Below are 23,363 nucleotides of genomic sequence, written 5' to 3'. Positions count from 1 at the left end.
TAGCGACCGGATGGTGCCGCTTCGCCCGACCCTCAGTCGCGGCGCCGGAACCAGACGGTGGCCAGCGGCGGCACCACGATGTCGGCGTACGCCGGCTGGCCGGACCACTCGCCGTCGACCGCGCTGATCGCGCCCATGTTGCCCACGCCCGAGCCGGTGTAGGTGTCCGCGTCGGTGTTGAGCACCTCCTCCCACACCCCGGCGGAGGGCAGCCCCAGCCGGTAGCCGTCGTGCGGGACGGCGGCGAAGTTGGACACGCAGACCAGGTCCGGGCCGGCCGAGCCGCGGCGGATGAACGAGAAGACGTTGCGGCTCGCGTCGTTGGCGTCGATCCACTGGAACGTGCCGGGCTCGTTGTCGCGGGTGAACGCGGCGGGCGTCTCGGCGTACACGCGGTTCAGGTCGCGCACCAGCGACTGGACGCCTCGGTGCTCGGGGTGGTCGAGCAGCCACCAGTCGAGCTCGCGGGCCTCGGCCCACTCGGACTCCTGGCCCATCTCCGCGCCCATGAACAGCAGCTGCTTGCCGGGGTGGGCCCACATGAAGCCCAGGTAGGCCCGCAGGTTGGCCAGCTGCTGCCACCGGTCGCCCGGCATCTTGCGCAGCAGGGAGCCCTTGCCGTGCACGACCTCGTCGTGGCTGATCGGGAGCACGTAGTTCTCCGACCAGGCGTAGACGAGCGAGAACGTCATCTCGCCGTGGTGGTAGGACCGGTGCACCGGCTCGTGCTGCATGTAGCCGAGCGAGTCGTGCATCCAGCCCATGTTCCACTTGAAGCCGAAGCCGAGGCCGCCGTCGGACGTCGGGCGGGTGACGCCCTCCCACGAGGTGGACTCCTCGGCGATGGTGATCGCGCCGGGCACCCGCTTGTAGACCGTGCCGTTCATCTCCTGCAGGAACTGGACGGCCTCGAGGTTCTCCCGGCCGCCGTGCACGTTGGGCGACCACTCGCCGGGCTCGCGCGAGTAGTCGAGGTAGAGCATCGAGGCGACCGCGTCCACGCGCAGCCCGTCGATGTGGAACTCCTCGAGCCAGTAGAGCGCGTTGGCGACCAGGAAGTTGCGGACCTCGCGACGCCCGAAGTCGAAGACGTAGGTGCCCCAGTCGGGGTGCTCGCCGCGCGAGGGGTTCGGGTCCTCGTAGAGCGGGGTGCCGTCGAAGCGGGACAGCGCGAACTCGTCCTTCGGGAAGTGCGCGGGCACCCAGTCGACGATGACGCCGATGCCGGCCTGGTGCAGCCGGTCGACGAGGTGGCGGAAGCCGTCGGGGTCGCCGAAGCGCGCGGTCGGGGCGAAGTACGACGTCACCTGGTAGCCCCACGAGCCGCCGAACGGGTGCTCCATCACCGGCAGGAACTCGACGTGGGTGAAGCCGAGGTCGGTCAGGTAGGGGACGAGGTGGTCGGCGAGGTCGGCGTAGGAGTACAGCCCGCCGCCGTGGTGCTTCTTCCAGGACCCGAGGTGCACCTCGTAGACCGACATCGCCTCGTGCACGGGCTGCTTGCCGGCGCGCGCGGACATCCACTCCTCGTCGCCCCAGGTGTAGGACGACTCGAAGACGACCGAGGAGGTGGCCGGCGGGACCTCGGTGTGGAAGGCCATCGGGTCGGCCTTCTCGCGCCACTGGCCGTCGGACCCGAGGATCAGGAACTTGTAGCCGGTGCCGCTGCCGACGCCCGGGACGAAGAGCTCCCAGACGCCGGAGGTACCGAGCTGGCGCATCGGGTGCTCGCGGCCGTCCCAGTTGTTGAAGGAGGCCTTGACGCGTACGCCGCGCGCCGACGGTGCCCAGACGGCGAACGCGGTGCCGCTGATCGTGTCGCCGAACGGCGTCGTGTAGTGGTGCACGTGCGCGCCGAGCACGTCCCAGAGCTGCTCGTGCCTGCCCTCGTTGATCAGGTGCAGGTCGACCTCGCCGAGCGTGGGCAGGAAGCGGTAGGGGTCGTCGAGCTCGGTGGGCGCGCCGTCGTACGCGACGGAGACGCGGTAGTCGGGGACCTCCGCGACGGGGAGCACCCCGCACCAGATCCCCTCGTGCTCGTGGGTCAGCTCGGTGCGCCCGCCGCCGTGCAGGACGGCGACCTCGGACGCGAGGGGCTTGAGGACGCGCACGGTGACGCCGCCGTCGTGCGGGTGGGCGCCGAGGACGGCGTGCGGGTGCCCGTGCTCGCCGCGGACGATCTGGTCGAGCTCGTGCGTGTCGACGGGCTTGGCGGTGGGTGTGGTCATGACACTCCGATCCTCGCCACGGCCTCGAGCGGGATCGCCACCCAGGTCGGACGGTTGCGGGTTTCGTACACGGTCTCGTAGACGGCCTTGTCGGCGACGTACGCCTCCAGCAGGGTCCTCTCGTCGTCGGTCAGGTCGCGCCCGGCGTAGGCGGACAGGAACGCCTCGCGGTTGCGCGCGGACCACTCGGCCGCGCGGTAGGCGCGCTGCTCGGTGGCGTCCTCCAGGTCCCCGGCCCAGGTCCGCTCGACGACCCGCGGGGCGTAGTCGAAGGAGCGGAGCATCCCGGCCACGTCGCGCCAGGGGGAGTCGGGCAGCGAGCGCTCGGCGAGCGGCTTGGCCGGCTCGCCCTCGAAGTCGACGATCTTCCAGCCGCGCACCGTGCGCAGCGTCTGGCCGAGGTGGAGGTCGCCGTGGATCCGCTGGACGCGCACGCCGGGGAGCTCGCGCAGCGCGTCGAAGGCGCGGCGCAGTTCGTCGGCGTACGGGCGCAGCGGCGCGACCACCTCGAGCGCGGCGTCGAGCCGTTGGTTCATCGCGTCGGCGAGCGCTCCCAGGGCCGCGGAGTCGCGGTCCTCGACGGGGAAGTGCCCGGCCAGGGCGACGTGGGTCTCCGCCAGCGCCTGGCCCAACCGGGCCGCCTCGCCGGCGAAGTCGCCGCCGACCTCGTCGGCGTGCAGGTCGGCCTCCGCGAACAGGTTGCGCACGCTCGCCAGCGCGAGGTCCCAGCCGTCGGTGGCCGTGCGCAGGAACTGCTGGAGCATCGCCAGCTGCAGCACGGCGTCCCGGTCGTCGCCCTCCTCGAGCAGGGCCGGGCACTCCAGCCACCCGTAGAGCGAGGCGACGTGCGGCGAGCCGGCCCGGGTCAGCACCTCGTGGATGGCGATGTCGGGGTTGACCCCTGGCGTGATCTTGCGGAAGACCTTGAGCAGCGAGTCCTCGCCGAAGGCGACCGAGGAGTTGGACTGCTCCCCGCTGAAGAGCGTGGAGTGGGCCTCGAGGTCGAGCTCGTGACCGGGGAGCCGGTGGAAGGCCAGCGGACCCTCCGGCGTCGAGTCGAAGGAGCGCAGCCAGCAGGCCATCGCCTCGCGGTCGTGCACCGCGTCGTACACGTGGCTGGTCCCGAAGTCCTCGTCGTGCCAGACGCCGACCAGCGCGTGCTCGAGGCGCGACTGTGCGCCGGGGTAGAACGACAGCGGGACCTGGTAGTACTCGTCCTCACCGCCGTCCTCGTAGGACAGGGTCACCAGGTCGATGGCCACCCGGGGGCCGTCCGCGACATGACCGGGGACCTCGCCGAGCCGCCGCCCTCCGGTGATGGAGAACTCGCGCCCCTTCCCGCCGAACCAGCGGGCGTTCTCGATGAACGGCTTGAGGGCCTCGTGCGCCTGAGGCGCTGCTTCGGTCACTGGGTCATCCCCTCGTCGGTGTCCGGTGCGGTCAGTCGGAACCAGTAGAAGCCGTACCCGCCGAGCGTCAGGAGATACGGCAGCTCCCCGATGGCCGGGAAGGGCACGCCGCCCAGCAGCTCGACCGGGACCATGCCCTCCCAGCGCCGCAGGTCCAGCTCGACCGGCTGCGGGAAACGGGAGAGGTTGTTGACGCACACGATGGCGTCGTGGCGGCCGTCGTCGCCCTCGTGCTCACGGGCGTAGGAGAGCACCGTCGGGTTCGAGCCGCCGAGGTCGACGAACGACCCGAGGCCGAAGGCCTCGTGTCGGCGCCGCGCCTGGATCATCCGGCGCGTCCAGTGCAGCAGCGAGGAGGAGTTCTCCAGCTGCGCCTCGACGTTGACGCTCTGGTAGCCGTAGACGGGGTCCTGGATCGCGGGCAGGTGCAGCTTGCCGGGGGTCGCGGAGGAGAAGCCCGCGTTGCGGTCGGGCGTCCACTGCATCGGGGTGCGGACGCCGTCGCGGTCGCCCAGCCAGATGTTGTCGCCCATCCCGATCTCGTCGCCGTAGTAGAGGACGGGGGAGCCCGGGAGCGAGAGCAGCAGCGCGGTGAACAGCTCGATCTGGTTGATGTCGTTGTCCAGCAGCGGCGCCAGTCGGCGGCGGATGCCGATGTTGGCCTTCATCCGCGGGTCCTTGGCGTACTCGCCCCACATGTAGTCGCGGTCCTCGTCGCTGACCATCTCGAGCGTGAGCTCGTCGTGGTTGCGCAGGAAGATGCCCCACTGGCAGCCCGAGGGGATCGGCGGGGTCTGCTCGAGGATCTCCGAGATCGGGAAGCGTGACTCGCGGCGCACCGCCATGAAGATGCGCGGCATGACCGGGAAGTGGAAGCACATGTGGCACTCGTCGCCACCGGACTCGAAGTCGCCGAAGTAGTCGACCACGTCCGCGGGCCACTGGTTGGCCTCGGCCAGCAGGACCTTGCCGGGGTACTTGTCGTCGACGAACTTGCGGACCTTCTTCAGGAACGCGTGCGTCTCGGGCAGGTTCTCGCCGTTGGTGCCCGGCCGCTCGTAGAGGTACGGCACGGCGTCGAGGCGGAAGCCGTCGAGCCCCATGTCGAACCAGAACGAGATCGCGTCGAGCATGGCCTCGTGGACCTTGGGGTTGTCGAAGTTCAGGTCCGGCTGGTGGGAGAAGAACCGGTGCCAGTAGTACTGCTGGCGCACCGGGTCCCACGTCCAGTTCGACGGCTCGGTGTCGACGAAGATGATCCGCGCGTCCTGGTAGAGCTCGTCGGTGTCGGACCAGACGTAGAAGTCGCCGTACGGACCGTCCGGGTCCTCGCGGCTGGCCTGGAACCACGGGTGCTGGTCGCTGGTGTGGTTCATGACGAAGTCGATGATCACGCGGATGTCGCGCTTGTGGGCCTCGTCGAGGAGGTGGTGGAAGTCCTCGACGGTGCCGCACTCGGGGAGGATGTTGGTGTAGTCGGCGACGTCGTACCCGCCGTCGCGCAGCGGCGAGGAGAAGAACGGCGGGATCCACAGGCAGTCGACGCCCAGCCACTGCAGGTAGTCGAGCTTCTCGGTCAGCCCCTTGAAGTCACCGGTGCCGTCGCCGTTGGAGTCCCGGAAGGACCGGACCAGCACCTCGTAGAAGACCGCGGTCTTGAACCAGTCAGGGGTGCTGCCGACGGAGTCCGGGAAGGGATCCCCGTCTGGTGCCGTCGAGTCGTGGAGGTCGATCTCGCGGTCCGTCAACGGGGGCTCCTCACGGTCAGGATGTGGGCGGGTTCGTGCGCCGGGTCCAGCCGCACGTAGTTGTGCTGGCTCCAGCTCCAGTCGTCGTGGGTGATCTCGTCGTGGACCACGAACGAGTCACCCCACGACATGCCCAGCGCCGGCAGGTCGAGGTGGACCGTCGTCTCGCGGGCGGCGTGCGGGTCGACGTTGACCACGACGACGACGGTGTCGCGGTGGCCGTCCGGCAGCACGTGCGTCTTGCTGAAGACGAGGATGTTCTCGTCGTCGCTGTGGTGGATGTGCACGTTCCGCAGCAGCTGCAGGGCGGGGTGGGCGCGTCGGACCTCGTTGAGCCGGGTGAGGTACGGCGCGAGCGTGCGGCCCTCGCGGTCCGCGGCGTCCCAGTCCCGGACCCGGATCTGGTACTTCTCCGAGTCGAGGTACTCCTCGCTCCCGGGCTTGACCGCGACGTGCTCGAACAGCTCGTAGCCGGCGTACACACCCCAGCTCGGCGAGCCCGTGGCGGCGATCGCGGCCCGGATCTTGAACGCCGCCGGGCCGCCGTACTGCAGGTAGGCATGCAGGATGTCGGGGGTGTTGACGAAGAAGTTCGGCCGCATCATGTGGTCGGTCTCGGCGGCCAGCTCCCGGAGGTACTCCTCCAGCTCCCACTTGGCGTTGCGCCAGGTGAAGTAGGTGTAGGACTGGTGGAAGCCGATCGCGCCCAGGCCGCGCATCATCGGGGGGCGGGTGAACGCCTCGGCGAGGAACAGCACGTCGGGATCGGTGCGCCGGATCTCCTTGAGCAGCCACTCCCAGAAGGCCACCGGCTTGGTGTGCGGGTTGTCCACGCGGAAGATCCGCACGCCGTGCGACATCCACAGGCGTACGACGCGGAGCACCTCGCGGCAGATGCCGGTCGGGTCGTTGTCGAAGTTGATCGGGTAGATGTCCTGGTACTTCTTCGGCGGGTTCTCCGCGTAGGCGATGGAGCCGTCGGCGCGGGTCGTGAACCACTCGGGGTGCGAGGTCACCCACGGGTGGTCGGGCGCCGCCTGCAGGGCGAGGTCGAGCGCGACCTCCAGCCCGAGGGAGCGGGCCCGGTCGACGAACGCGTCGAAGTCGTCGAAGTCGCCGAGGTCGGGGTGGATGGCGTCGTGGCCGCCGTGCTTCGAGCCGATCGCCCACGGCGACCCGGTGTCCTCGGGCCCGGGCGTGAGGGTGTTGTTCGGGCCCTTGCGGTTGACCTCGCCGATCGGGTGGATCGGCGGCAGGTAGATCACGTCGAAGCCCATCGCGGCGACGGCGTCGAGGCGCTTGGCGGCGGTCCGGAAGCTGCCGCTGGTGACCTTGCCGGTCACCGGGTCCGCGGTCGCGCCCTCGGAGCGAGGGAAGAACTCGTACCAGCTGCCGTAGAGCGCGCGCTGGCGGTCGGCGTACGCCGGGTAGGGGCCCTCCACCGTGACCAGCTCGCGCAGCGGGTTGGCGGCCAGCAGGTCGACGAGCTCCGGCGACTGGAGGGCGGCGAGCCGGGCGCCCGCGGGGCGGTCCTGGTCGTCGGCCGCCTCGATGGCGCCGGCGAGGATGCCGTGGCCGTGCCGGTCGGCGGGGTCGAGGTCGGCCTTGACCCGCTCCAGCAGCAGCCGACCCTCGAGGAACATCAGCTCCACGTCCACGCCCGCGGGGATCTTCACGCCCGCGTTGTGCTCCCAGGTCGCCAGCGGGTCCGACCAGGCCTGCACCTCGAAGGTCCACGGACCCTCGGCGTCGGGGGTGACCCAGGCGTCGTACCGGTCCGGGACGTCGGCGTGCTTGACCATCCGCACCGGCGGTCGCCGACGGCCGTCGGGACCGGTCAGGACCACCTCGGCGCCGAGCCTGTCATGACCCTCGCGGAAGACCGTGGCGGAGACCGGGAAGGGCTCGCCGACCGTGGCCTTCGCCGGCTGTCGACCCAGATCGACGACGGGCATGACATTCATGACGGGGATGCGACCGACCATGCCACCACACTTTCGGAATCGCCCCTGACGACGCAAGCCACCGGGGTTCGGAACGACCAACGGGTGGACTCCTCCGAGAGAGCCCACCCGCTGGTCGAGATCGGGGCGGTCGTACCCGCCGACCGCGGTCAGTACACCTGCAGCTCCGCGGCGTGCACGATCGACCCGCGGTCCGAGGCCGACTTGCAGTCGGTGTCGTTGAGCGGGTCGGCATCCTGCTCGCCGGCGTAGCCCGCGAAGCCCGTGCACTGGTTCTCCAGCGCGACGAACCGGATCGCGGCCGCCCTGGTCGGCCGCACCGCGAAGGACCGCAGGGCAAGGTCGGGTGCCACCGGCCGCGGCCGCATCGCCGGGAAGGCGGCGGGACCGGAGGTGTAGAACCGCTTCCAGGTGGCCCGGGTGGACCGGCAGTGCCGGACGCAGGCCTCCAGGGCGAACCTCCGCAGCGCCGTGAAGCGCGACCCGGAGTCGGGGTCGGCGGCGAGGGGTACGTCGGTGGGGCTCGCCGGCGCAGGGTTGAGCATCGCGCTCACGTTCACGCGCCGGACCGTGTGGACGCGTCCGGTCAGGTCGACGGCGACGTACGGGTGCGTGGCGTCGACGTTGCTCTCGCTCGTCCCACCCCAGGCGGTCCGCTCGGTGCCGTCGATGAGGGCCCCGGGGTTGAGCGAGCCGGGGCTCGAGCGGATCACCTTCGCGCCCGCCTTGCCCGCCGCGAGGTTCCTCGGGCCGGGCACCCGCACGGTCCGGTGCTCGCCGGGCCGCACGGTCAGCGTGAAGCGCTGGAAGCCGCGCTTCGCGGAGGCGAACAGCAGCTGGTGACGGCCGGGCACGAGACGCACGGTGTCGTCGAGCTTCGTCCTCCGGGAGGTGTCCGCCACCGGGGTGGCCCGGGCCTCGTAGTGGCCGACGTACACCTTGCCGCGGCCGGGCGCCTTGACGGTGACCGTCGCGTTGCGTGCCCTCGGCGAGGCGAAGCTCGGCGTCGGGTCGCCCGAGTCGGCGTTCGGCGTCGAGGCCCCGCGGCCCATGCCGCGCCGCGCGAAGGCGTCCCACATGACCGTCAGGTCCTTCCCACCGAAGCGCATCCGGTCGGCCGCGAGCATGGCGTCGCGGGCGTCGAGCATGGAGGTCGCGCCCTGCTGCAGCAGGAAGGCGTCGAACACCAGCTGGATCCACCGGCGGTTGCCGGGGCACTGGTTCGGGGGGAGGGGGGTGCGGCCGGCGCCGGCCTGCGCGCACCGGAGCTGGAGCCGCTTGTCGGCGTAGGGGTACTTCGCGTCCCACTTCCGGACCAGCGCCTGGCGCACCTGCCACTGGGTGCCGTTCCAGATCTCGCCGTCCGCGTGCACCTCCACGCCGGTGCTGTCGAACCCGTAGTCGGAGTAGTTCAGCGGGTTGCGGTTGATCGGGTAGTCGCGGATGCCGGCCTTGCGGTTCCCGGTGGCGTACGGGCCGACCACCCACGGGCTGGTGCCGGTGGAGTAGCCGTGGCTGAACATGTACTCGGCGGCGGTGAGGTCGCCCCAGGACTCGCCCATGGCGCCGCCCTGTTCGGAGGTGATCCCCTCGTCGGGCCCGCCGATCATCCGGTTGCTGATCGCGTGGGTGTACTCGTGCCCGACCACGCTCATGTCCAGGGCGCCGTCGGTGCAGGGCGAGTAGAACGCGCCGGCAATGGGCTGGAAGAGGTACTGGTTGGTGATGCCCGGGGTGCCGTCCTGCAGCGTGATCTGGTTGGCGTTGTCCCGGCCGAGGTAGGACGGGGCCCCTCCGTCGATCGCGCCGGCCTGGGCGTTGCCGGTCTCCGAGTCACCGGCAACCCCGCCCCGGCCCATGTTGTCCTGCTGCAGGTTGTAGTTCGCCTCGGTGAAGCCGAGGTAGTAGGAGTAGTCGTGCATCCGGTTGTGCGCGACGAACAGGTTGGTCACGGCCTGGTTGATGTCGTTCCCCCCGGGCCGCAGCTGGGTCGGGTCGCAGCCGGAGTTGTTCCAGGCGTCGGTGAACTCCTGGGTGTACTCACGGGTCGGCGAGACGGGCGCCTGCAGGGTGCCGCCGGGGCTGTCCGGGCTCAGCCAGGCCTCGTGGGTGTTGGCGTTGTTGCCGACCGTCGTGAGCGTCGGCTGGCCGGTCTTGACGACCGTGTCCCACGGTCCGGGGGCCGCGATGTTCCCGAAGGGGCCGGTCGGCGCCGTGCAGGTGTCGGACGCCGTCCAGCACCCGACGACGCTGTTGCCGGGGGTGCTGTCGGGCGACCAGTCCAGGGTCGGGTTGGTGGCGAAGTAGCGCCACAGTGGGGCGGGGAGCGCGGTGTCGGCCCCGGGGGTCGCGACGTCGCTCGAGGTGACCGTGACCGCGTAGTTGAACGGCGGCAGCAGGGGAGTGGTCGGGTCGTCGAACGGGCAGACCTGGACGGCGTACTTCCCGGCCGGGATGGCGTCGGTGGTGTACGACGCGGTCTCGGGGCTGGTGGCCAGGTCGCCGGACGCCAGCAGCTCGCCCTGCGGGTCGAACAGCTTGACCACGACGTCGTCGGCGGCGTTGGCCATCACCGCGACCGCGTCGAGGCGCCGCGTCCGGTCGTCGCCGAGCTCGAACTCGTGCCGCGGGCCGCAGTCGGTCGCGGTGGTCTCGCCGGGGAACGGGTGGACGTCGTTCTCGTTGTCGACGCGGTCCTGCAGGTGCAGGACCGAGCCGTCGCGGGCGTCGACCATCGCCGTCCAGGCGACGGCCGAGCCCTGCGCGACGTCGAGCACGTTGGTCTCGAACACCGGCCGGACCGAGCCGTCGGCCATCGCGAGCGCGCGGAGCCGGACCTGCTGCTCCTGTGCCAGGCCGGGGACGGAGAACCGGGTCCAGCCGCCGGCGACCTCGGGCTCGACACCGTCGAGGGCGCCGGCGTCGACGGGGAGGTCCACCGCCTCGGCCGCGGCGCGCCAGGCCTCGAGCGGGCTGAGGGTCGCCGCGGCGGGGGTGCCGGTCGTCCTCGTCAGGGACGAGGAGACGTAGGCGATCCGGCCGTCGGCGACGCCCACGGTGACCATGCTGTCGAGAGCGGGGGTCAGCTCGCCGAACCGCTGCCGGAAGAGGACGGCGTGCGCGTCGCTCTGCGCGAGCCGCTGGTCGTTGACCAGGTCCAGACCACCGAGGTCGCTCGCGGTGAGGCCGAACACGTCGGCGTGCGCGGCGAGCCACGACCGGGCCGCCTCGACCGGGTCGTCGGAGGTGGCGGCGCCGAGGCTGCCGTCCGCCGGCAGCAGCGAGGAGGGCGTGCCGAACTGGTTCCAGCGGACGTCGACGACGTCGAGTTCCGACACCGCCGCGCGCTGGGCGAGCGTCGGCAGCGCCGTGCCCCGCAGGTCCTGGTCAGCGGGGCCGGGGAGCGGGTCGCCGGGCGTCACCGGCGTGGGCGTGCCGGCCGCAGGTGCGGGTCCGGCCGCGTGGGCGGGCAGCTGGGCCGGACCGGTGACCAGGGTGGCGGTCAGCGCAACGGCGACGGTGGCGGCGAGTCGGCCGCGGCGCACGGGGCGGGTCGTCATGTGCCGGACAACGCTGTTCGGGTGGGGTTCGTTATGCCGTCATCACCTGGTCACGGTTTCGTCAAGGCTTGGATCGATCCAAGAAATAGCGCTACCGTCCTCGGGTGCGTGCAATTCGACGATTCACGGTCCGGCCCGTCCTCCCCGCGGCGCTCGCCGCCCTGGGGGACCTGGCCGGCAATCTCAGGTGGTCCTGGCACCCGGAGACGCAGGACGTCTTCGCAGCCGTCGACCCGGTGCTGTGGGAGTCGACCGGGCGGGACCCGGTCAAGCTGCTGGGGGCCGTCGGCCGGAGCCGGCTCGAGGAGCTGGCCTCCGACCAGGCCTTCCTCGGTCAGCTGGCCGCCGCCAAGGCGGACCTCGACGCGTACCTGAGCGGTGACCGCTGGTTCCAGCGCCGCCAGGCGCACGAGGGCCCGCGGGCGGTCGCCTACTTCTCCCCGGAGTTCGGCATCACCGCGGTGCTGCCGCAGTACTCCGGCGGCCTCGGCATCCTCGCCGGCGACCACCTCAAGGCCGCCAGCGACCTCGGCGTGCCGATCACCGGTGTCGGCCTCCTCTACCGGCACGGCTACTTCGAGCAGGCCCTCTCGCGTGAGGGCTGGCAGCAGGAGACCTACCCGGTCCTCGACCCCGACGGCCTGCCGATCTCGCTGCTGCGCGAGAAGGACGGCTCCCGTGCCCTGATCTCCATCTCCCTGCCCGACGGTCCCGACCTGCTGGCCCGCATCTGGGTCGCCAGCGTCGGCCGGGTGCCGCTGCTGCTCCTCGACTCCGACGTCGAGGGCAACCCCGACCACTACCGCGACGTGACCGACCGCCTCTACGGCGGCAACAGCGAGCACCGCCTGCGCCAGGAGCTTCTGCTCGGCGTCGGCGGCGTGCGCGCGCTGCGCGTCTACTCCCGCATCACCGGCGCCCCGGCTCCGGAGGTGTTCCACACCAACGAGGGCCACGCGGGCTTCCTCGGCCTCGAGCGGATCCGCGAGCTCACCGTGGAGGAGGGTGGCCCGAAGCTCGACTTCGACACCGCCCTCGAGGTCAGCCGTGCCTCCACGGTCTTCACCACCCACACGCCCGTCCCGGCCGGCATCGACCGGTTCCCGCGGACGCTCGTCGAGCAGTACTTCAGCGACGCCGGTGCCACCCCGGGCGTCCCGATCGACCGGATCCTCTCCCTCGGCTCCGAGGACTACAACGGCGGCGACGCGTCGGTCTTCAACATGGCCGTCATGGGATTCCGCCTCGCCCAGCGGGCGAACGGCGTCTCCCTGCTGCACGGCCACGTCAGCCGCGGCATGTTCAACGGCCTCTGGCCGGCCTTCGACGAGGCCGAGGTGCCGATCGGGTCGATCACCAACGGCGTGCACGCGCCGACCTGGGTCGCCCGCGAGGTCATCGACCTCGCCGTGGCCCACGGCGCGGACCGCGACAGCGACGACCCCGACGGCTTCTGGGCCGCGGTCGACAAGATCCCCGGCGCGGACGTGTGGGCGGTCAAGCGCCAGCTCCGCGAGCGCCTGGTCGAGGACGCCCGCCAGCGCCTGGCCCGGTCCTGGGAAAAGCGCGGGGCGGCCAAGGCCGAGCTCGGCTGGATCGAGAACGCCCTCGACCCCGACGTGCTCACCATCGGGTTCGCCCGCCGGGTGCCGTCGTACAAGCGCCTGACGCTGATGCTGCGCCACCCCGACCGGCTCAAGAAGCTGCTGCTCGACCCGGAGCGCCCGGTGCAGCTGGTGATCGCCGGGAAGTCGCACCCCGCCGACGACGGCGGCAAGAAGCTGATCCAGGAGATGGTGCGCTTCGCCGACGACCCGGAGGTCAGGCACCGCATCGTCTTCCTGCCCAACTACGACATCGCGATGGCCCAGCCGCTCTACCCCGGTTGCGACGTCTGGCTCAACAACCCGCTGCGTCCCTACGAGGCCTGCGGCACGTCGGGCATGAAGGCCGCCCTCAACGGTGGTCTGAACCTCTCCATCCTCGACGGCTGGTGGGACGAGTGGTACGACGGCAACAACGGCTGGGCGATCCCGTCCGCCGACGGCGTCGAGGACCCCGACCACCGCGACGACCTCGAGGCGAACGCGCTCTACGACCTCATCGAGAACGAGATCGCGCCGCGCTTCTACGACACCGACGGCGAGGGCGTCCCGACCCGCTGGCTGGAGATGGTCCGCCACACCCTGAAGTCGCTCGGCCCCAAGGTCCTGGCGACCCGCATGGTGCGTGACTACGTGCGCCAGCTCTACGCCCCCTCCGCCGGCATCGCGCGCCAGCTGAACTCCGACTACCACGGCGCCGCCGAGCTGGCCGCCTGGAAGAAGAAGGTGCGCAGCGGCTGGGAGGGCGTCCGTGTCGAGCACGTCGAGAGCAGCGGCGTCACCGACGCTCCGGAGGTCGGCGACGTGATGAGCGCGCGTGCGTTCATCGCGCTCGGCGACCTCTCGCCCGAGGACGTGGCGGTGCAGCTGGTCCACGGCCGCATCGACAGCGAGGACCGGCTCACCGACGTCGTCGTGGACACCCTGCACGTCGCGGAGAGCTACGAGGGCGGCCGGCACCGCTTCGACGGTGACGTCGTCCTCGACCACAGCGGCGCGTTCGGCTACACGGTGCGCGTGATCCCGCGCAACGACCTGCTCACCTCGCCCGCCGAGCTGGGTGTCATCGCCCTGCCGTAGCTGGTGGTGGCGTGATCGTGGTGCAGGAGTCACCGGCTGGCCGGTGACTCCTGTGCTTGTCGGCCAGTGCACCGGCCGACAAGCAACAGAAGAGGCCGACAACCCCTCGGGGTTGTCGGCCTCTTGCGCTGTCTGCGGGTGTCAGCTGACGTTGTCGACGAACTCCGTGGTGTAGGTCTTCGACAGGTCGATGTCGTCCTTCTTCGCCTTCACCGTGTCGCTGAACGTGCCGAGCACGTCGAGCACGGTCTCGGGGCCGCCCTCGGGCATCCGGCCGTCGGTGGTGAACATCGGCGAGGAGTCCTCGATCGACTGCTCGTAGAGCTCGGGGTCGCCGCCGTTGTAGTCGGTCGGCATCTTCGCGGCGATGTCGGCGGCGTCGTGCTCGCTGATCCACGTCATGGTGTGGGAGAAGGCGTTGACCAGCTTCTGCACGGTCTCGGGGTTCTCCTCGACGTAGCCGCAGTCCATGTACATCGACGCCGCGGGGTAGAGGCCGCCGAGCGCCTTGCGGGTGCCCTCCTCGGTGCGCATGTCGACGATCACCTTGCCCAGGCCCTTGGACACCGCCGTGGCGATGGTCGGGTCGGTGGTCATCCCGGCGTCGATGCCCCCGTTGGACAGTGCGGCGAGGAACGTCGAGCCGGCGCCCGCGGTGACGGTCGTGTAGTCCGACGTCTCGAGGCCGTTCTTGGTGGCGAGGTACTGCGTCAGGTAGTCCGTCGACGAACCGGGAGAGGTGACCCCCAGCTTCTTGCCGCCGAAGTCCCCGGCGCCGGTGAGCGTCTTCGCGGCGTCGGTGGCGACCACCTCGGCCTCGCCCGGCACCTTCGCCAGCTGGACGACGCTCTCGATGCACTTGCCCTGGGCCTGGAGCGTGATCGTGTGGTCGTAGAACCCGACGACGCCCTGCACCTGACCGGCGACCAGGACGTTCTCGGCGCTCGCGCCGGAGGGCTCGGTGAGCAGCTTGACGTCGACGCCCTCGTCGTCGAAGTAGCCGAGCTGCTGGGTGAGCATGGCGGGCAGGTAGATGACCTTGTCGATGCCGCCGACCATGATCGTGACCTTCGGACGGCCGCTGGCCTGGTCGCCGCTCTCGGCGCTGGCGCCGCTGCTGCGGCAGCCGGCGAGCGAGGTGGACGCGAGGGCGACGGTGGTGAGGGCGACGGCGAGGCGTCGGGCGTGCTGCTGCATGGTGGTGTGCTCCTTCCCGGGCAGGGCCCGGAGGGACGGATGTGGGGGTGGGGGTGGTCGTGCGTGGAGACCTTCAGAGGCCGGTGGCCTGGCCGCTCGCCGGCGGGCGCCACGAGGTCAGCCGCACCTCGAGCTGGGTGATCAGCCACTCGGCGACCAGGGCCAGCACGGTGGTGATCAGCATCCCGGCGTAGATGCCGGCGGCGTCGAAGTTGCCCTGCGAGTGGTTGATCAGCAGGCCCAGCCCCTTGTCGGCGCCGGTGTACTCACCGACGATCGCGCCGATCAGCGCGAAGCCGAAGGCCACGTGCATGCTGGCGAGGATCCACGAGGTGGCGCTGGGCAGGATCACCGAGCGCATCAGCGCCCAGCGGCCGGCGCCGAGGATGCGGGCGTTGTCGACCAGCACCTTGTCGACCTCGCGGGCGCCCTGGAAGGCGTTGAAGAAGACCGCGAAGAAGACCAGCACGAACGCGGTCGCGACCTTCGACGACATGCCGAGGCCGAACCAGATGACGAACAGCGAGGCCAGGACGATGCGCGGGATCGCGTTCGCGCCCTTGATGAACGGCGCGAGCACGTCGGCGACGAACCGGCTGCGTCCGAGCACGATGCCGAGCACGACACCGGCGAGGGTGCCGATCACGAAGCCGAGCACGGCCTCCTCGAGGGTGACCGCGATCGTGCCCCAGATGGAGCCCTGCGAGCTGCCCTCGGTGAACCAGATGACGAGCTTGTCCCAGATCTGGCTGGGCATCGAGTAGTAGAACGGGTCGATCACCGTGCGGGCGGTGAGCTCCCAGGAGCCGAGCCAGACCACGATGAGCGCGATCCGGACGGCGTGGGTGAGCAGCGCGCGACGCGACGTACGACGTCGCCGCGGCGCGGGCGTCTCGGCGGACGCAGGGGTGGTGACCGGCCCGGCGGGGGCCTGGAGGTCAAGCGACACGGGACGCTCCTCTCGTGCGGGTGATCTCGACTTCCTCGCGCAGGCTGTCCCACACCCGCTTGTAGAGATCGATGAACTCGGGGGTCAGCCGGATCTCCTCGACCCGGCGGGGGCGGGGCAGGTCGATGTCCACGACGTCCTTGACCGTCGCGGGTCCGGCCGTCATGACGACCACCCGGTCGGCGAGCGTGATCGCCTCGGTGAGGTCGTGGGTGACGAACACGCAGGCGGCGCCGGTGCCGGACCACAGCCGCAGCAGCTCGTCCTGCATCAGCTCCCGGGTCTGCACGTCCAACGCGCCGAACGGCTCGTCGAGCAGCAGCAGGGAGGGCTCGGTGATCAGCGTCTGGGCCATCGCCACGCGCTTGCGCATGCCGCCGGAGAGCTGGTGGGGGAACCGGTCCTCGAAGCCGGCCAGCCCGACGCGCTCGATCCAGTCGCGGGCCCTGGCGTTGGCCTCCGCCTTGGCGGTGCCGCGGTAACGCAGCCCGACCGCGACGTTGTCGAGGACGTTCTTCCACGGCAGCACGGCGTCGGCCTGGAACATGTAGCCGACGCCGTCGGGGATCCCGGCGACCGGGCGCCCGTGGACGTGGGCGGTGCCCTGGGAGGCGGGCTCGAGCCCGGACACGAGGGAGAGGGTCGTGGACTTGCCGCAGCCGGTCGGGCCGACGATCGAGACGAACTCGCCCGGCGCCACGTCGAGGGTCACGTCGCGGAGGGCGGTGAACGCCCCGCCGCTCTTGGTCGGGAAGCGCTTGGTGGCGGCGCGCAGCGAGATCGCCGGCGGGCCTGCGCTCGCCCCGCTCGGGGGTTGGGGCGTCGAAGTGATCTGGGTCATGGCGCAGGACCGTACGAGCGAGTGACGGCCGTCACCATCCTTGTGCTGCTTGTGGCCGATCCCCGCACAAACGACGTTCTGCGCGTTGTGCTCACGCGGTCCGGGGAGTCCTACAGTGACCGGGTGCGCAGCCCCCTCCGAGCGCCCGTCGAGGCGCTCCGCCGGCGCCCCCGGCTCGCCCTCAGCACCCAGGCGATCGTCGCGCTCGCGCTGCTGCTGGTCGTGGTGGTGCTGGGGTCCCTGGCCGCGTCGACCGCGGTGCTGCGCGACGACCTGGAGAAGCAGTACGAGCAACGGGCGCTCGCGATCGCGCGCAGCATGGCGTCCTCGCCGGGACTGGCGCGGCGGGTGGCGCGAGGCAGGCCCACGGTGGAGGGCCCGGTCCAGCGCGAGGCCGAGCGGGTCCGCAACGCCACGGGCGCGCTCTACGTCGTCGTCACCGACGACGCGGGGATCCGGTTCAGCCACCCGACGCTGGCCAACATCGGGAAGCCGGTCAGCACCAGCCCGGACGAGGTGCTCGCGGGGCACGAGGTGGTCAAGATCGAGCGGGGGACGCTGGGCTACTCCGCCCGGGGCAAGGTGCCGCTGCGCGACGAGGCCGGCGCCGTGATCGGCGAGGTCAGCGTGGGCATCGCGATCTCGGAGCTGGACCGGGAGACGCACAAGCTCGTGGTGCTGCTCGGGCTGGTGGCGCTGGGTCCGCTGGCGGTCGGCCTGGCCGGCGCGGTGCTGCTGGGCCGCCGGTTGCGACGGACGACCCTGGGGCTGGAGCCGGAGGAGATGGCCGACCTCGTGCGTGAGCACGCCGCGGTGCTGGGCGGGGTCCGGGACGGCGTCCTGGGCGTCGACCCGGCCGGCCGGATCACCGTGGCCAACGCCGAGGCCGCCCGGCTGCTGGGCTGCGACCTGCCCCGGGGGGCGGCGCTCACCGACACCGGCGCCGGCCCCGAGGTGCTCGCCCTCCTCGCCGAGGAACCGCCACCCACGGGGGCGCTGCGGGTGCTGGGCGGACGGGTCGTGCTCGTGACCCGGCTGGCGGTCCGCCGCGACCGGCGCGACCTCGGCACGGTCCTGACGCTGCGCGACCGCACCGACCTGGACGAGCTGGGTCGCGAGCTCGAGGCGACCCGGGCGCTCACCGACGCGCTGCGCGCGCAGGCCCACGAGCACAGCAACCGGCTGCACACGCTGACCGGGCTGCTCCACCACGGCGACCTCGCGGAAGCGGGGGAGTACCTCTCCGGCCTCAGCGAGGCCAGCACCTGGGTGTCCGGGGTCGACGACCCCTACCTGGCCGGGCTGCTCGCGGCGAAGTCCGCGGCTGCGTCCGAGGCGGGCGTGGCGCTCGTGGTGTCCGACGCCAGCTGGGTGGACGGGCGGCTGGCGCACCCGCTGGACACGGTGACCGTCGTCGCCAACCTGCTGGACAACGGGATCCGCGCCGCGGCCGAGGGTGAGCGCCACCCCCGCTGGGTCGAGGTGACCCTGCTCGGCGACGGTGCCGACCTGGTCGTCCACGTCGTCGACAGCGGCGACGGCGTCCCCGAGGCGCACGCGGGCCAGCTGTTCGACCACGGCTTCACGACCCGGCCCGGCGACATGCCCGGGCACGGCCTGGGCCTGGCGCTGGCCCGGCACACCGCACGGGCGCACGGCGGCGACGTGCGCCTGGTCGACGGCGGCAACGACGACCACGGGGCCGCGTTCGAGGCCCGGCTGGCCTCGGCGCTCGCCGGCCGGGAGGCACGAGAGGAAGGGCTCCCATGAGCACAGGTTCCATCCGGGTGCTGGTCGTCGACGACGACTTCCGGGTCGCGCGGCTGCACGCGTCGTACGTCGAGGCCGCCGACGGCTTCGAGGTCGTCGGGACGGCCCACACCGCGGCCGACGCCGTACGCATGTCCGAGGAGCTGCGGCCCGACCTGGTGCTGCTCGACGAGTACCTCCCCGACACGAACGGCTCGGAGATCCTGCGCCGCCTCGGCGCCGCGGTGCTGATGGTCAGCGCGGCCGAGGACTCCGAGGTGGTGCGCCGCGCGCTGGCCGCGGGCGCCGTCAACTACGTGCTCAAGCCCTTTCCGCCCGCGGTGCTGGTCGAGCGGCTGGTCGCGTTCGCCCGGTTCTGGAACCTCCTGGGCGCCGGCGCCCACCTCGACCAGCCGGCCGTCGACCGGGCGCTCCAGGCGCTGCGGATGGCCGACTCGCCGGTGGCCTCGACGCGCAAGGGCCGCTCCCCGGTGACGTCCGAGGCGATCGTCGAGGTGCTGCGCGCCGCCACCGACGCGGTCACCGCGATCGAGGTGGCCGAGGCGACCGGGGTCTCGCGGGCGACCGCCCAGCGCTACCTGTCCGACCTCGCCCGCGACGGACACGTCCGGCTGAGCCTGCGCTACGGCACCACCGGCCGTCCCGAGCACTGCTTCGAGTGGCTGGGCCGCCGCGACTGACAGCGCTCAGGTCTCCCGGAGCACCAGCACGCAGCGCGAGCCGAGCGAGAAGCGGTCGCCGACCTTGACCGCGGTGCCGATCGGCAGCTTGAAGTCGGTGGACAGCACGACCTCGCCGGACTGCACCCAGGTCTGCTCGGGGATCTCGATGCGCACCGGCCTGGCGCCGGAGTTCAGGTAGATCAGGAACGACTTGTCCACCTGCTGCTCGCCGCGCGGCCCGGGGGAGCGCAGCGGCGCCCCGGACACGAACATCGACACCACCGAGAGCTGCTCGTCGTGCCAGTCGTCACCGGTCATCTCCCGGCCCGACGGGTGCAGCCAGGCCAGGTCCTTGGGGCCGCCCCGGATCGCGGGCCGCCCCTCGAACCAGTGCCGCTGGCGCAGCGCGGGGTGCTCGCGGCGCAGCCGCAGTGCGGCCTTGGTGACCTCGTAGACGTCGAGCCAGGCGTCGTCGGTGCGCCAGTCGATCCACGAGACCTCGTTGTCCTGGCTGTAGGCGTTGTTGTTGCCGCGCTGGGTGCGGCCGCGCTCGTCGCCGGCGGTGATCATCGGCACGCCGTTGGACAGGCACAGCGTGGCCATCAGGTTCGCGGCCTGGCGCCGCCGCAACGACACGATCTCGGCATCGTCGGTCTCACCCTCCACCCCGTGGTTCCACGAGTGGTTGTTGTCGGTGCCGTCGCGGTTGTCCTCGCCGTTGGCCTCGTTGTGCTTGTGGTCGTAGGACACCAGGTCGCGCAGCGTGAAGCCGTCGTGGGCGGTCACGAAGTTCACGGAGTTGTACGCCGACCGGCCGTCGTCGGCGTACAGGTCCGAGGAGCCGGCGAGCCGGGTCGCGACCGTGCGGATGCCGGAGGAGCGGCCGCGCCAGAAGTCGCGGATGGTGTCGCGGTACTGGTCGTTCCACTCGACCCACGGCGGCGGCATCCGGCCTACGAGGTAGCCGTCCATCGAGGCGTCCCACGCCTCGGCGACGAGCTTCACGTGCCGCAGGATCGGGTCCTGGCCGATCGCCACCAGCAGCGCGCAGTGCATGTCGATGTCGTAGCCGGTGCGGGTGAGCGCCGACATCAGGTCGAAGCGGAAGCCGTCGACGTGCATCTCGGTGACCCAGTAGCGCAGCGAGTCGAGGATCATCCGCAGCGCGAGCGGGTTGGAGGTGTCGACGGTGTTGCCGCAGCCGGTGACGTCCCAGTAGGTGTCGTCGAAGGCGAGGACGGAGGTCTTCTTGTCGCGCTGGGGGAGGACGCGACGGTAGAAGCCGCGATCGTCGAGCCCCCGGAACGATAGGGTCGGACCCTCGACGCCGGCCTCGGCGGTGTGGTTGTAGACGACGTCGAGGATCACCTCGAGGCCGGCCTCGTGGAAGGCCTTGACCATCTGCTTGAACTCGGTGACCTGCTGGCCGCGGTCGCCCGAGGAGGAGTAGGCGTTGTGCGGGGCGAAGTAGCCGATCGAGTTGTAGCCCCAGTAGTTCGAGGTGCCGCGCGCGACGAGCGCGGTCTCGGACACGAACTGGTGCACGGGCAGCAGCTCGACGGCGGTGACGCCGAGGTCGCGCAGGTAGTCGGTCACCGCCGGTGTCGCCAGCCCGGCGTACGTGCCGCGCAGGTGCTCGGGCACCCGGTCGTGCAGCGCGGTCATGCCCTTGACGTGCATCTCGTAGATCACGGTGTCGCGCCAGCGACGGCGCATCGGGGTGTCGTCGCCCCAGTCGAACGAGTCGTGCACGACCACGCTGCGGGGGACGTACGGCGCGGAGTCCTCGAGGTTGGGCTCGTTCGGGCTGCCCTGCACGTAGCCGAAGACGGCGGGGTGCGGGGTGAACGACCCGGAGACGGCCTGGCCGTAGGGGTCGAGCAGCAGCTTGTGGTGGTTGAACCGCAGCCCCTCGTCGGGTCGCCACGGCCCGGCGACCCGGTAGCCGTAGCGCGTGCCCGGTGCGATGCCCGGGAGCGCGCCGTGCCAGATGCCCAGCGACCGCTCGGTGAGCTGGTGGCGGGTCTCGACGTCGTCGTCGTCGAACAGGCAGACCCAGGCCTGCGTCGCGGCCGGCGCGTAGACGGCGAAGTTCGTCGACTCCTCCGACCAGTCCGACCCCAGCGGGTAGTTGCGGCCGGGCCACACCAGCGCCTGCTGCCCCAGGTGGCTCCACATTCCCGGTATCACCCGGGTCATTCTCCACGATCGAGGCCGGGTCCCCGCCGAACGGCCACCTGTGAATAATGCCGGGGTGGGCGCGCCCGGCGCGCCCGATCCGACGAGCGATGAGGTGGGAAGACCCGATGGGTGAATTCGTGCGGCTCGAGGTCGCTGACGGTGTGGGCACGATCCGGCTGGACCGGCCCAAGATGAACGCGATCTCGGTGCAGGTCCAGGAGGAGCTCCGGGCCGCGGCCGCCGAGGCCACCGAGCGTGACGACGTCAAGGCTGTCGTGCTGTACGGCGGGGAGCGGGTCTTCGCGGCCGGCAACGACGTCAAGGAGATGGCCGACATGTCGCACGTCGACATGGTCAAGCGCTCCGGCCCGCTGCAGTCCGCGGTGACCGCGGTCGCGCGGATCCCCAAGCCGGTCGTGGCCGCGGTGACCGGCTACGCCCTCGGCGGCGGCTGCGAGCTGGCGCTGGCCGCCGACCTGCGCTTCGCCGCGGACGACGCGGTGCTCGGCCAGCCCGAGGTGCTGCTCGGCATCATCCCCGGCGCCGGTGGCACCCAGCGGCTGACCCGGCTGGTGGGCCCGAGCAAGGCCAAGGACCTGATCTTCACCGGCCGCTTCGTGCAGGCCGACGAGGCGCTGGCGATCGGGATGGTCGACCGGCTCTTCCCGGCCGGGTCCGTGTACGACGAGGCGGTCGCCTGGGCGCGCCAGTTCGCCGGCGCCGCGTCGTACGCGCTGCGGGCGGCCAAGGAGTGCATCGACCGCGGGCTCGAGGTCGACCTGGAGACCGGGCTGGAGATCGAGCGCATGCAGTTCGCCGGGCTGTTCGCCACCGAGGACCGGACCATCGGTATGCAATCCTTCGTCCAGAACGGTCCGGGCAAGGCCGAGTTCAAGGGGCGTTGATGAAGCGCAGAGCCGAGGTGGACTCACCGTCCACCCGCAAGGTCACGGTCGCGAAGGTCCGGGTGCAGGTGGCCCGCCTCCTGTGGCTCGTCTGCGCGCTGGCCGCGCTCTTCCTCGCAGTGGGCGCGCTGCTGGTCGCCCTCGACGCCAACCAGGACAACGCGCTGGTGAAGTTCGTCCTGGAGACCGCCGACAAGCTGGACCTCGGCGTCTTCTCCCGCTCCGACGGGATCAAGGAGTTCACCGGCAAGGACGCCGCCACCAAGAACGCCCTCGTCAACTGGGGCCTGGGCGCCATCGCCTGGCTCGTCGTCGGTCGGGTCCTGGAGCGGCTCGTGCGTCCCTGAGGGGCGTGTGACCCATCCGACGCTGTGACTGACCCCACCGGGGGACCCGTTCCCCGGTGGGTGACTCGCTAGTAACCTCGCCACACACACCGAGTGCACAGGAGGGGCCGTAACGGCCACACCACCATGAACATTGTTGTCTGTGTGAAGTACGTGCCCGACGCCACTGCCGACCGGCAGTTCGAGTCGGACAACACCGTCGACCGCGTGGGCGTCGACGGGCTCCTGTCGGAGCTCGACGAGTACGCCGTGGAGCAGGCGCTCCAGCTCAAGGAGAAGCTGGGCGACGACACCGAGGTCACGGCGCTGACCATCGGCCCGGAGAAGGCTGTCGACGCCGTCCGCAAGGCGCTGCAGATGGGGGCCGACAAGGCCGTCCACGTCAGCGACGACGCCATCGCCGGCTCCGACTACGCCGCCACCTCGCTGGTGCTCGCGAAGGCCATCGAGAAGATCGGCTCGCCCGATGTCGTGATGTGCGGCATGGCCTCGACCGACGCCTCCGGTGGCGTGGTGCCCGCCATGCTCGCCGAGCGGCTCGACCTCCCGCAGGTCACGCTGGCCTCGGTGGTGGAGGCCCAGGGCGACCAGGTCCGCATCAAGCGCGACGGCGACACCGCGACCGAGGTCATCGGTGGCACGCTGCCGCTGGTGCTGTCGGTCACCGACCAGTCGGGCGAGGCGCGCTACCCCTCGTTCAAGGGGATCATGGCCGCGAAGAAGAAGCCGCTGGAGACCTGGTCGCTGAGCGACATCGGGGTCGACGCGAGCGAGGTCGGCCTCGACGCCGCATGGACCGCGGTCGAGGACACGACCGCCCGTCCGCCGCGTACCGCCGGCGAGATCGTGACCGACGAGGACGGCTCCGGCGCCACCGCGCTGACCGAGTTCCTCGCCTCCAAGAAGTTCATCTGAGGA

At 71.3% G+C, this 23,363-nt stretch carries 15 protein-coding genes; 6 read left to right on the top strand and 9 right to left on the bottom strand.

Annotation, left to right across the window (positions count from 1 at the left end; genetic code table 11):
• Positions 1-32 precede the first annotated feature (32 nt).
• From glgB to ACFO9I_RS04370, 5 genes are all read right to left on the bottom strand, one after another.
• A complete protein-coding gene (gene glgB, locus ACFO9I_RS04390; protein ID WP_379178186.1) occupies positions 33-2,228 on the bottom strand; it encodes a 1,4-alpha-glucan branching protein GlgB in 2,196 nt (731 codons plus the stop codon).
• Positions 2,225-3,637, bottom strand: coding sequence for a maltokinase N-terminal cap-like domain-containing protein (locus tag ACFO9I_RS04385; protein ID WP_379178184.1), 1,413 nt, complete (start codon positions 3,635-3,637; stop codon positions 2,225-2,227). Before ACFO9I_RS04385 ends, glgB begins: the two co-directional genes overlap by 4 nt.
• Complete coding sequence (treS, locus tag ACFO9I_RS04380; RefSeq protein ID WP_379179384.1) at positions 3,634-5,370, bottom strand: maltose alpha-D-glucosyltransferase; 1,737 nt, start codon at positions 5,368-5,370, stop codon at positions 3,634-3,636. The genes ACFO9I_RS04385 and treS overlap by 4 nt, the downstream gene beginning before the upstream one ends.
• Positions 5,371-5,381: 11 nt before the next feature.
• Positions 5,382-7,370: an alpha-1,4-glucan--maltose-1-phosphate maltosyltransferase gene (locus ACFO9I_RS04375; RefSeq protein ID WP_379178182.1), complete on the bottom strand. Its 1,989-nt coding sequence runs from the start codon at positions 7,368-7,370 to the stop codon at positions 5,382-5,384.
• Positions 7,371-7,498: 128 nt separating this feature from the next.
• A complete protein-coding gene (locus ACFO9I_RS04370; RefSeq protein WP_379178180.1) occupies positions 7,499-10,909 on the bottom strand; it encodes a M36 family metallopeptidase in 3,411 nt (1,136 codons plus the stop codon).
• A gap of 104 nt (positions 10,910-11,013) precedes the next feature.
• On the opposite strand from ACFO9I_RS04370, the gene glgP reads away from it, so the two are divergent.
• The gene (gene glgP / locus ACFO9I_RS04365) at positions 11,014-13,593 is read left to right on the top strand and encodes an alpha-glucan family phosphorylase (protein ID WP_379178178.1); all 2,580 of its coding nucleotides are present in this window, start codon (positions 11,014-11,016) and stop codon (positions 13,591-13,593) included.
• Between the two features lie 141 nt (positions 13,594-13,734).
• Here glgP and ACFO9I_RS04360 read toward each other — a convergent pair whose 3' ends face one another.
• The 3 genes from ACFO9I_RS04360 to ACFO9I_RS04350 all read right to left on the bottom strand — a co-directional run bounded on the left by ACFO9I_RS04360 (position 13,735) and on the right by ACFO9I_RS04350 (position 16,580).
• Positions 13,735-14,790 carry an ABC transporter substrate-binding protein gene (locus ACFO9I_RS04360; RefSeq protein WP_379178176.1) on the bottom strand — a complete coding sequence of 352 codons (1,056 nt, stop codon included), beginning with the start codon at positions 14,788-14,790 and terminating at the stop codon, positions 13,735-13,737.
• A gap of 73 nt (positions 14,791-14,863) precedes the next feature.
• Entirely contained in the window at positions 14,864-15,739 is an 876-nt protein-coding gene (locus tag ACFO9I_RS04355) for an ABC transporter permease (RefSeq protein ID WP_379178174.1), read from the bottom strand.
• Positions 15,729-16,580, bottom strand: a complete 852-nt coding sequence (locus ACFO9I_RS04350) for an ABC transporter ATP-binding protein (protein ID WP_379178172.1) — start codon at positions 16,578-16,580, stop codon at positions 15,729-15,731. Before ACFO9I_RS04350 ends, ACFO9I_RS04355 begins: the two co-directional genes overlap by 11 nt.
• Positions 16,581-16,703: 123 nt before the next feature.
• On the opposite strand from ACFO9I_RS04350, the gene ACFO9I_RS04345 reads away from it, so the two are divergent.
• Both ACFO9I_RS04345 and ACFO9I_RS04340 read left to right on the top strand, forming a co-directional pair.
• Positions 16,704-18,350 carry an ATP-binding protein gene (locus ACFO9I_RS04345; RefSeq protein ID WP_379178170.1) on the top strand — a complete coding sequence of 549 codons (1,647 nt, stop codon included), beginning with the start codon at positions 16,704-16,706 and terminating at the stop codon, positions 18,348-18,350.
• Positions 18,347-19,030 (top strand): response regulator, encoded by a 684-nt coding sequence (locus ACFO9I_RS04340; RefSeq protein ID WP_379178168.1) that lies wholly within the window; start codon positions 18,347-18,349, stop codon positions 19,028-19,030. Before ACFO9I_RS04345 ends, ACFO9I_RS04340 begins: the two co-directional genes overlap by 4 nt.
• Before the next feature lie 6 nt (positions 19,031-19,036).
• Here ACFO9I_RS04340 and glgX read toward each other — a convergent pair whose 3' ends face one another.
• Positions 19,037-21,190: a glycogen debranching protein GlgX gene (glgX, locus tag ACFO9I_RS04335; protein ID WP_379178166.1), complete on the bottom strand. Its 2,154-nt coding sequence runs from the start codon at positions 21,188-21,190 to the stop codon at positions 19,037-19,039.
• Between the two features lie 128 nt (positions 21,191-21,318).
• Between glgX and ACFO9I_RS04330 the strand changes: the two genes are divergently transcribed.
• The 3 genes from ACFO9I_RS04330 to ACFO9I_RS04320 all read left to right on the top strand — a co-directional run bounded on the left by ACFO9I_RS04330 (position 21,319) and on the right by ACFO9I_RS04320 (position 23,360).
• Positions 21,319-22,098: an enoyl-CoA hydratase/isomerase family protein gene (locus ACFO9I_RS04330; protein WP_379178164.1), complete on the top strand. Its 780-nt coding sequence runs from the start codon at positions 21,319-21,321 to the stop codon at positions 22,096-22,098.
• On the top strand, positions 22,098-22,445 hold the full coding sequence (locus tag ACFO9I_RS04325) for a hypothetical protein (RefSeq protein WP_379178162.1): 348 nt from the start codon (positions 22,098-22,100) through the stop codon (positions 22,443-22,445). Before ACFO9I_RS04330 ends, ACFO9I_RS04325 begins: the two co-directional genes overlap by 1 nt.
• Before the next feature lie 144 nt (positions 22,446-22,589).
• Positions 22,590-23,360 (top strand): electron transfer flavoprotein subunit beta/FixA family protein, encoded by a 771-nt coding sequence (locus ACFO9I_RS04320; RefSeq protein WP_379178160.1) that lies wholly within the window; start codon positions 22,590-22,592, stop codon positions 23,358-23,360.
• Positions 23,361-23,363: the final 3 nt, after the last annotated feature.

Source organism: Nocardioides sp. GCM10023255, assembly GCF_042653125.1.
In the GTDB taxonomy this organism is placed as follows: Bacteria; Actinomycetota; Actinomycetes; order Propionibacteriales; family Nocardioidaceae; genus Nocardioides.
The sequence above is the reverse complement of the archived record's forward strand: the minus strand, read 5'-3'. Positions and strand labels throughout refer to the sequence as shown.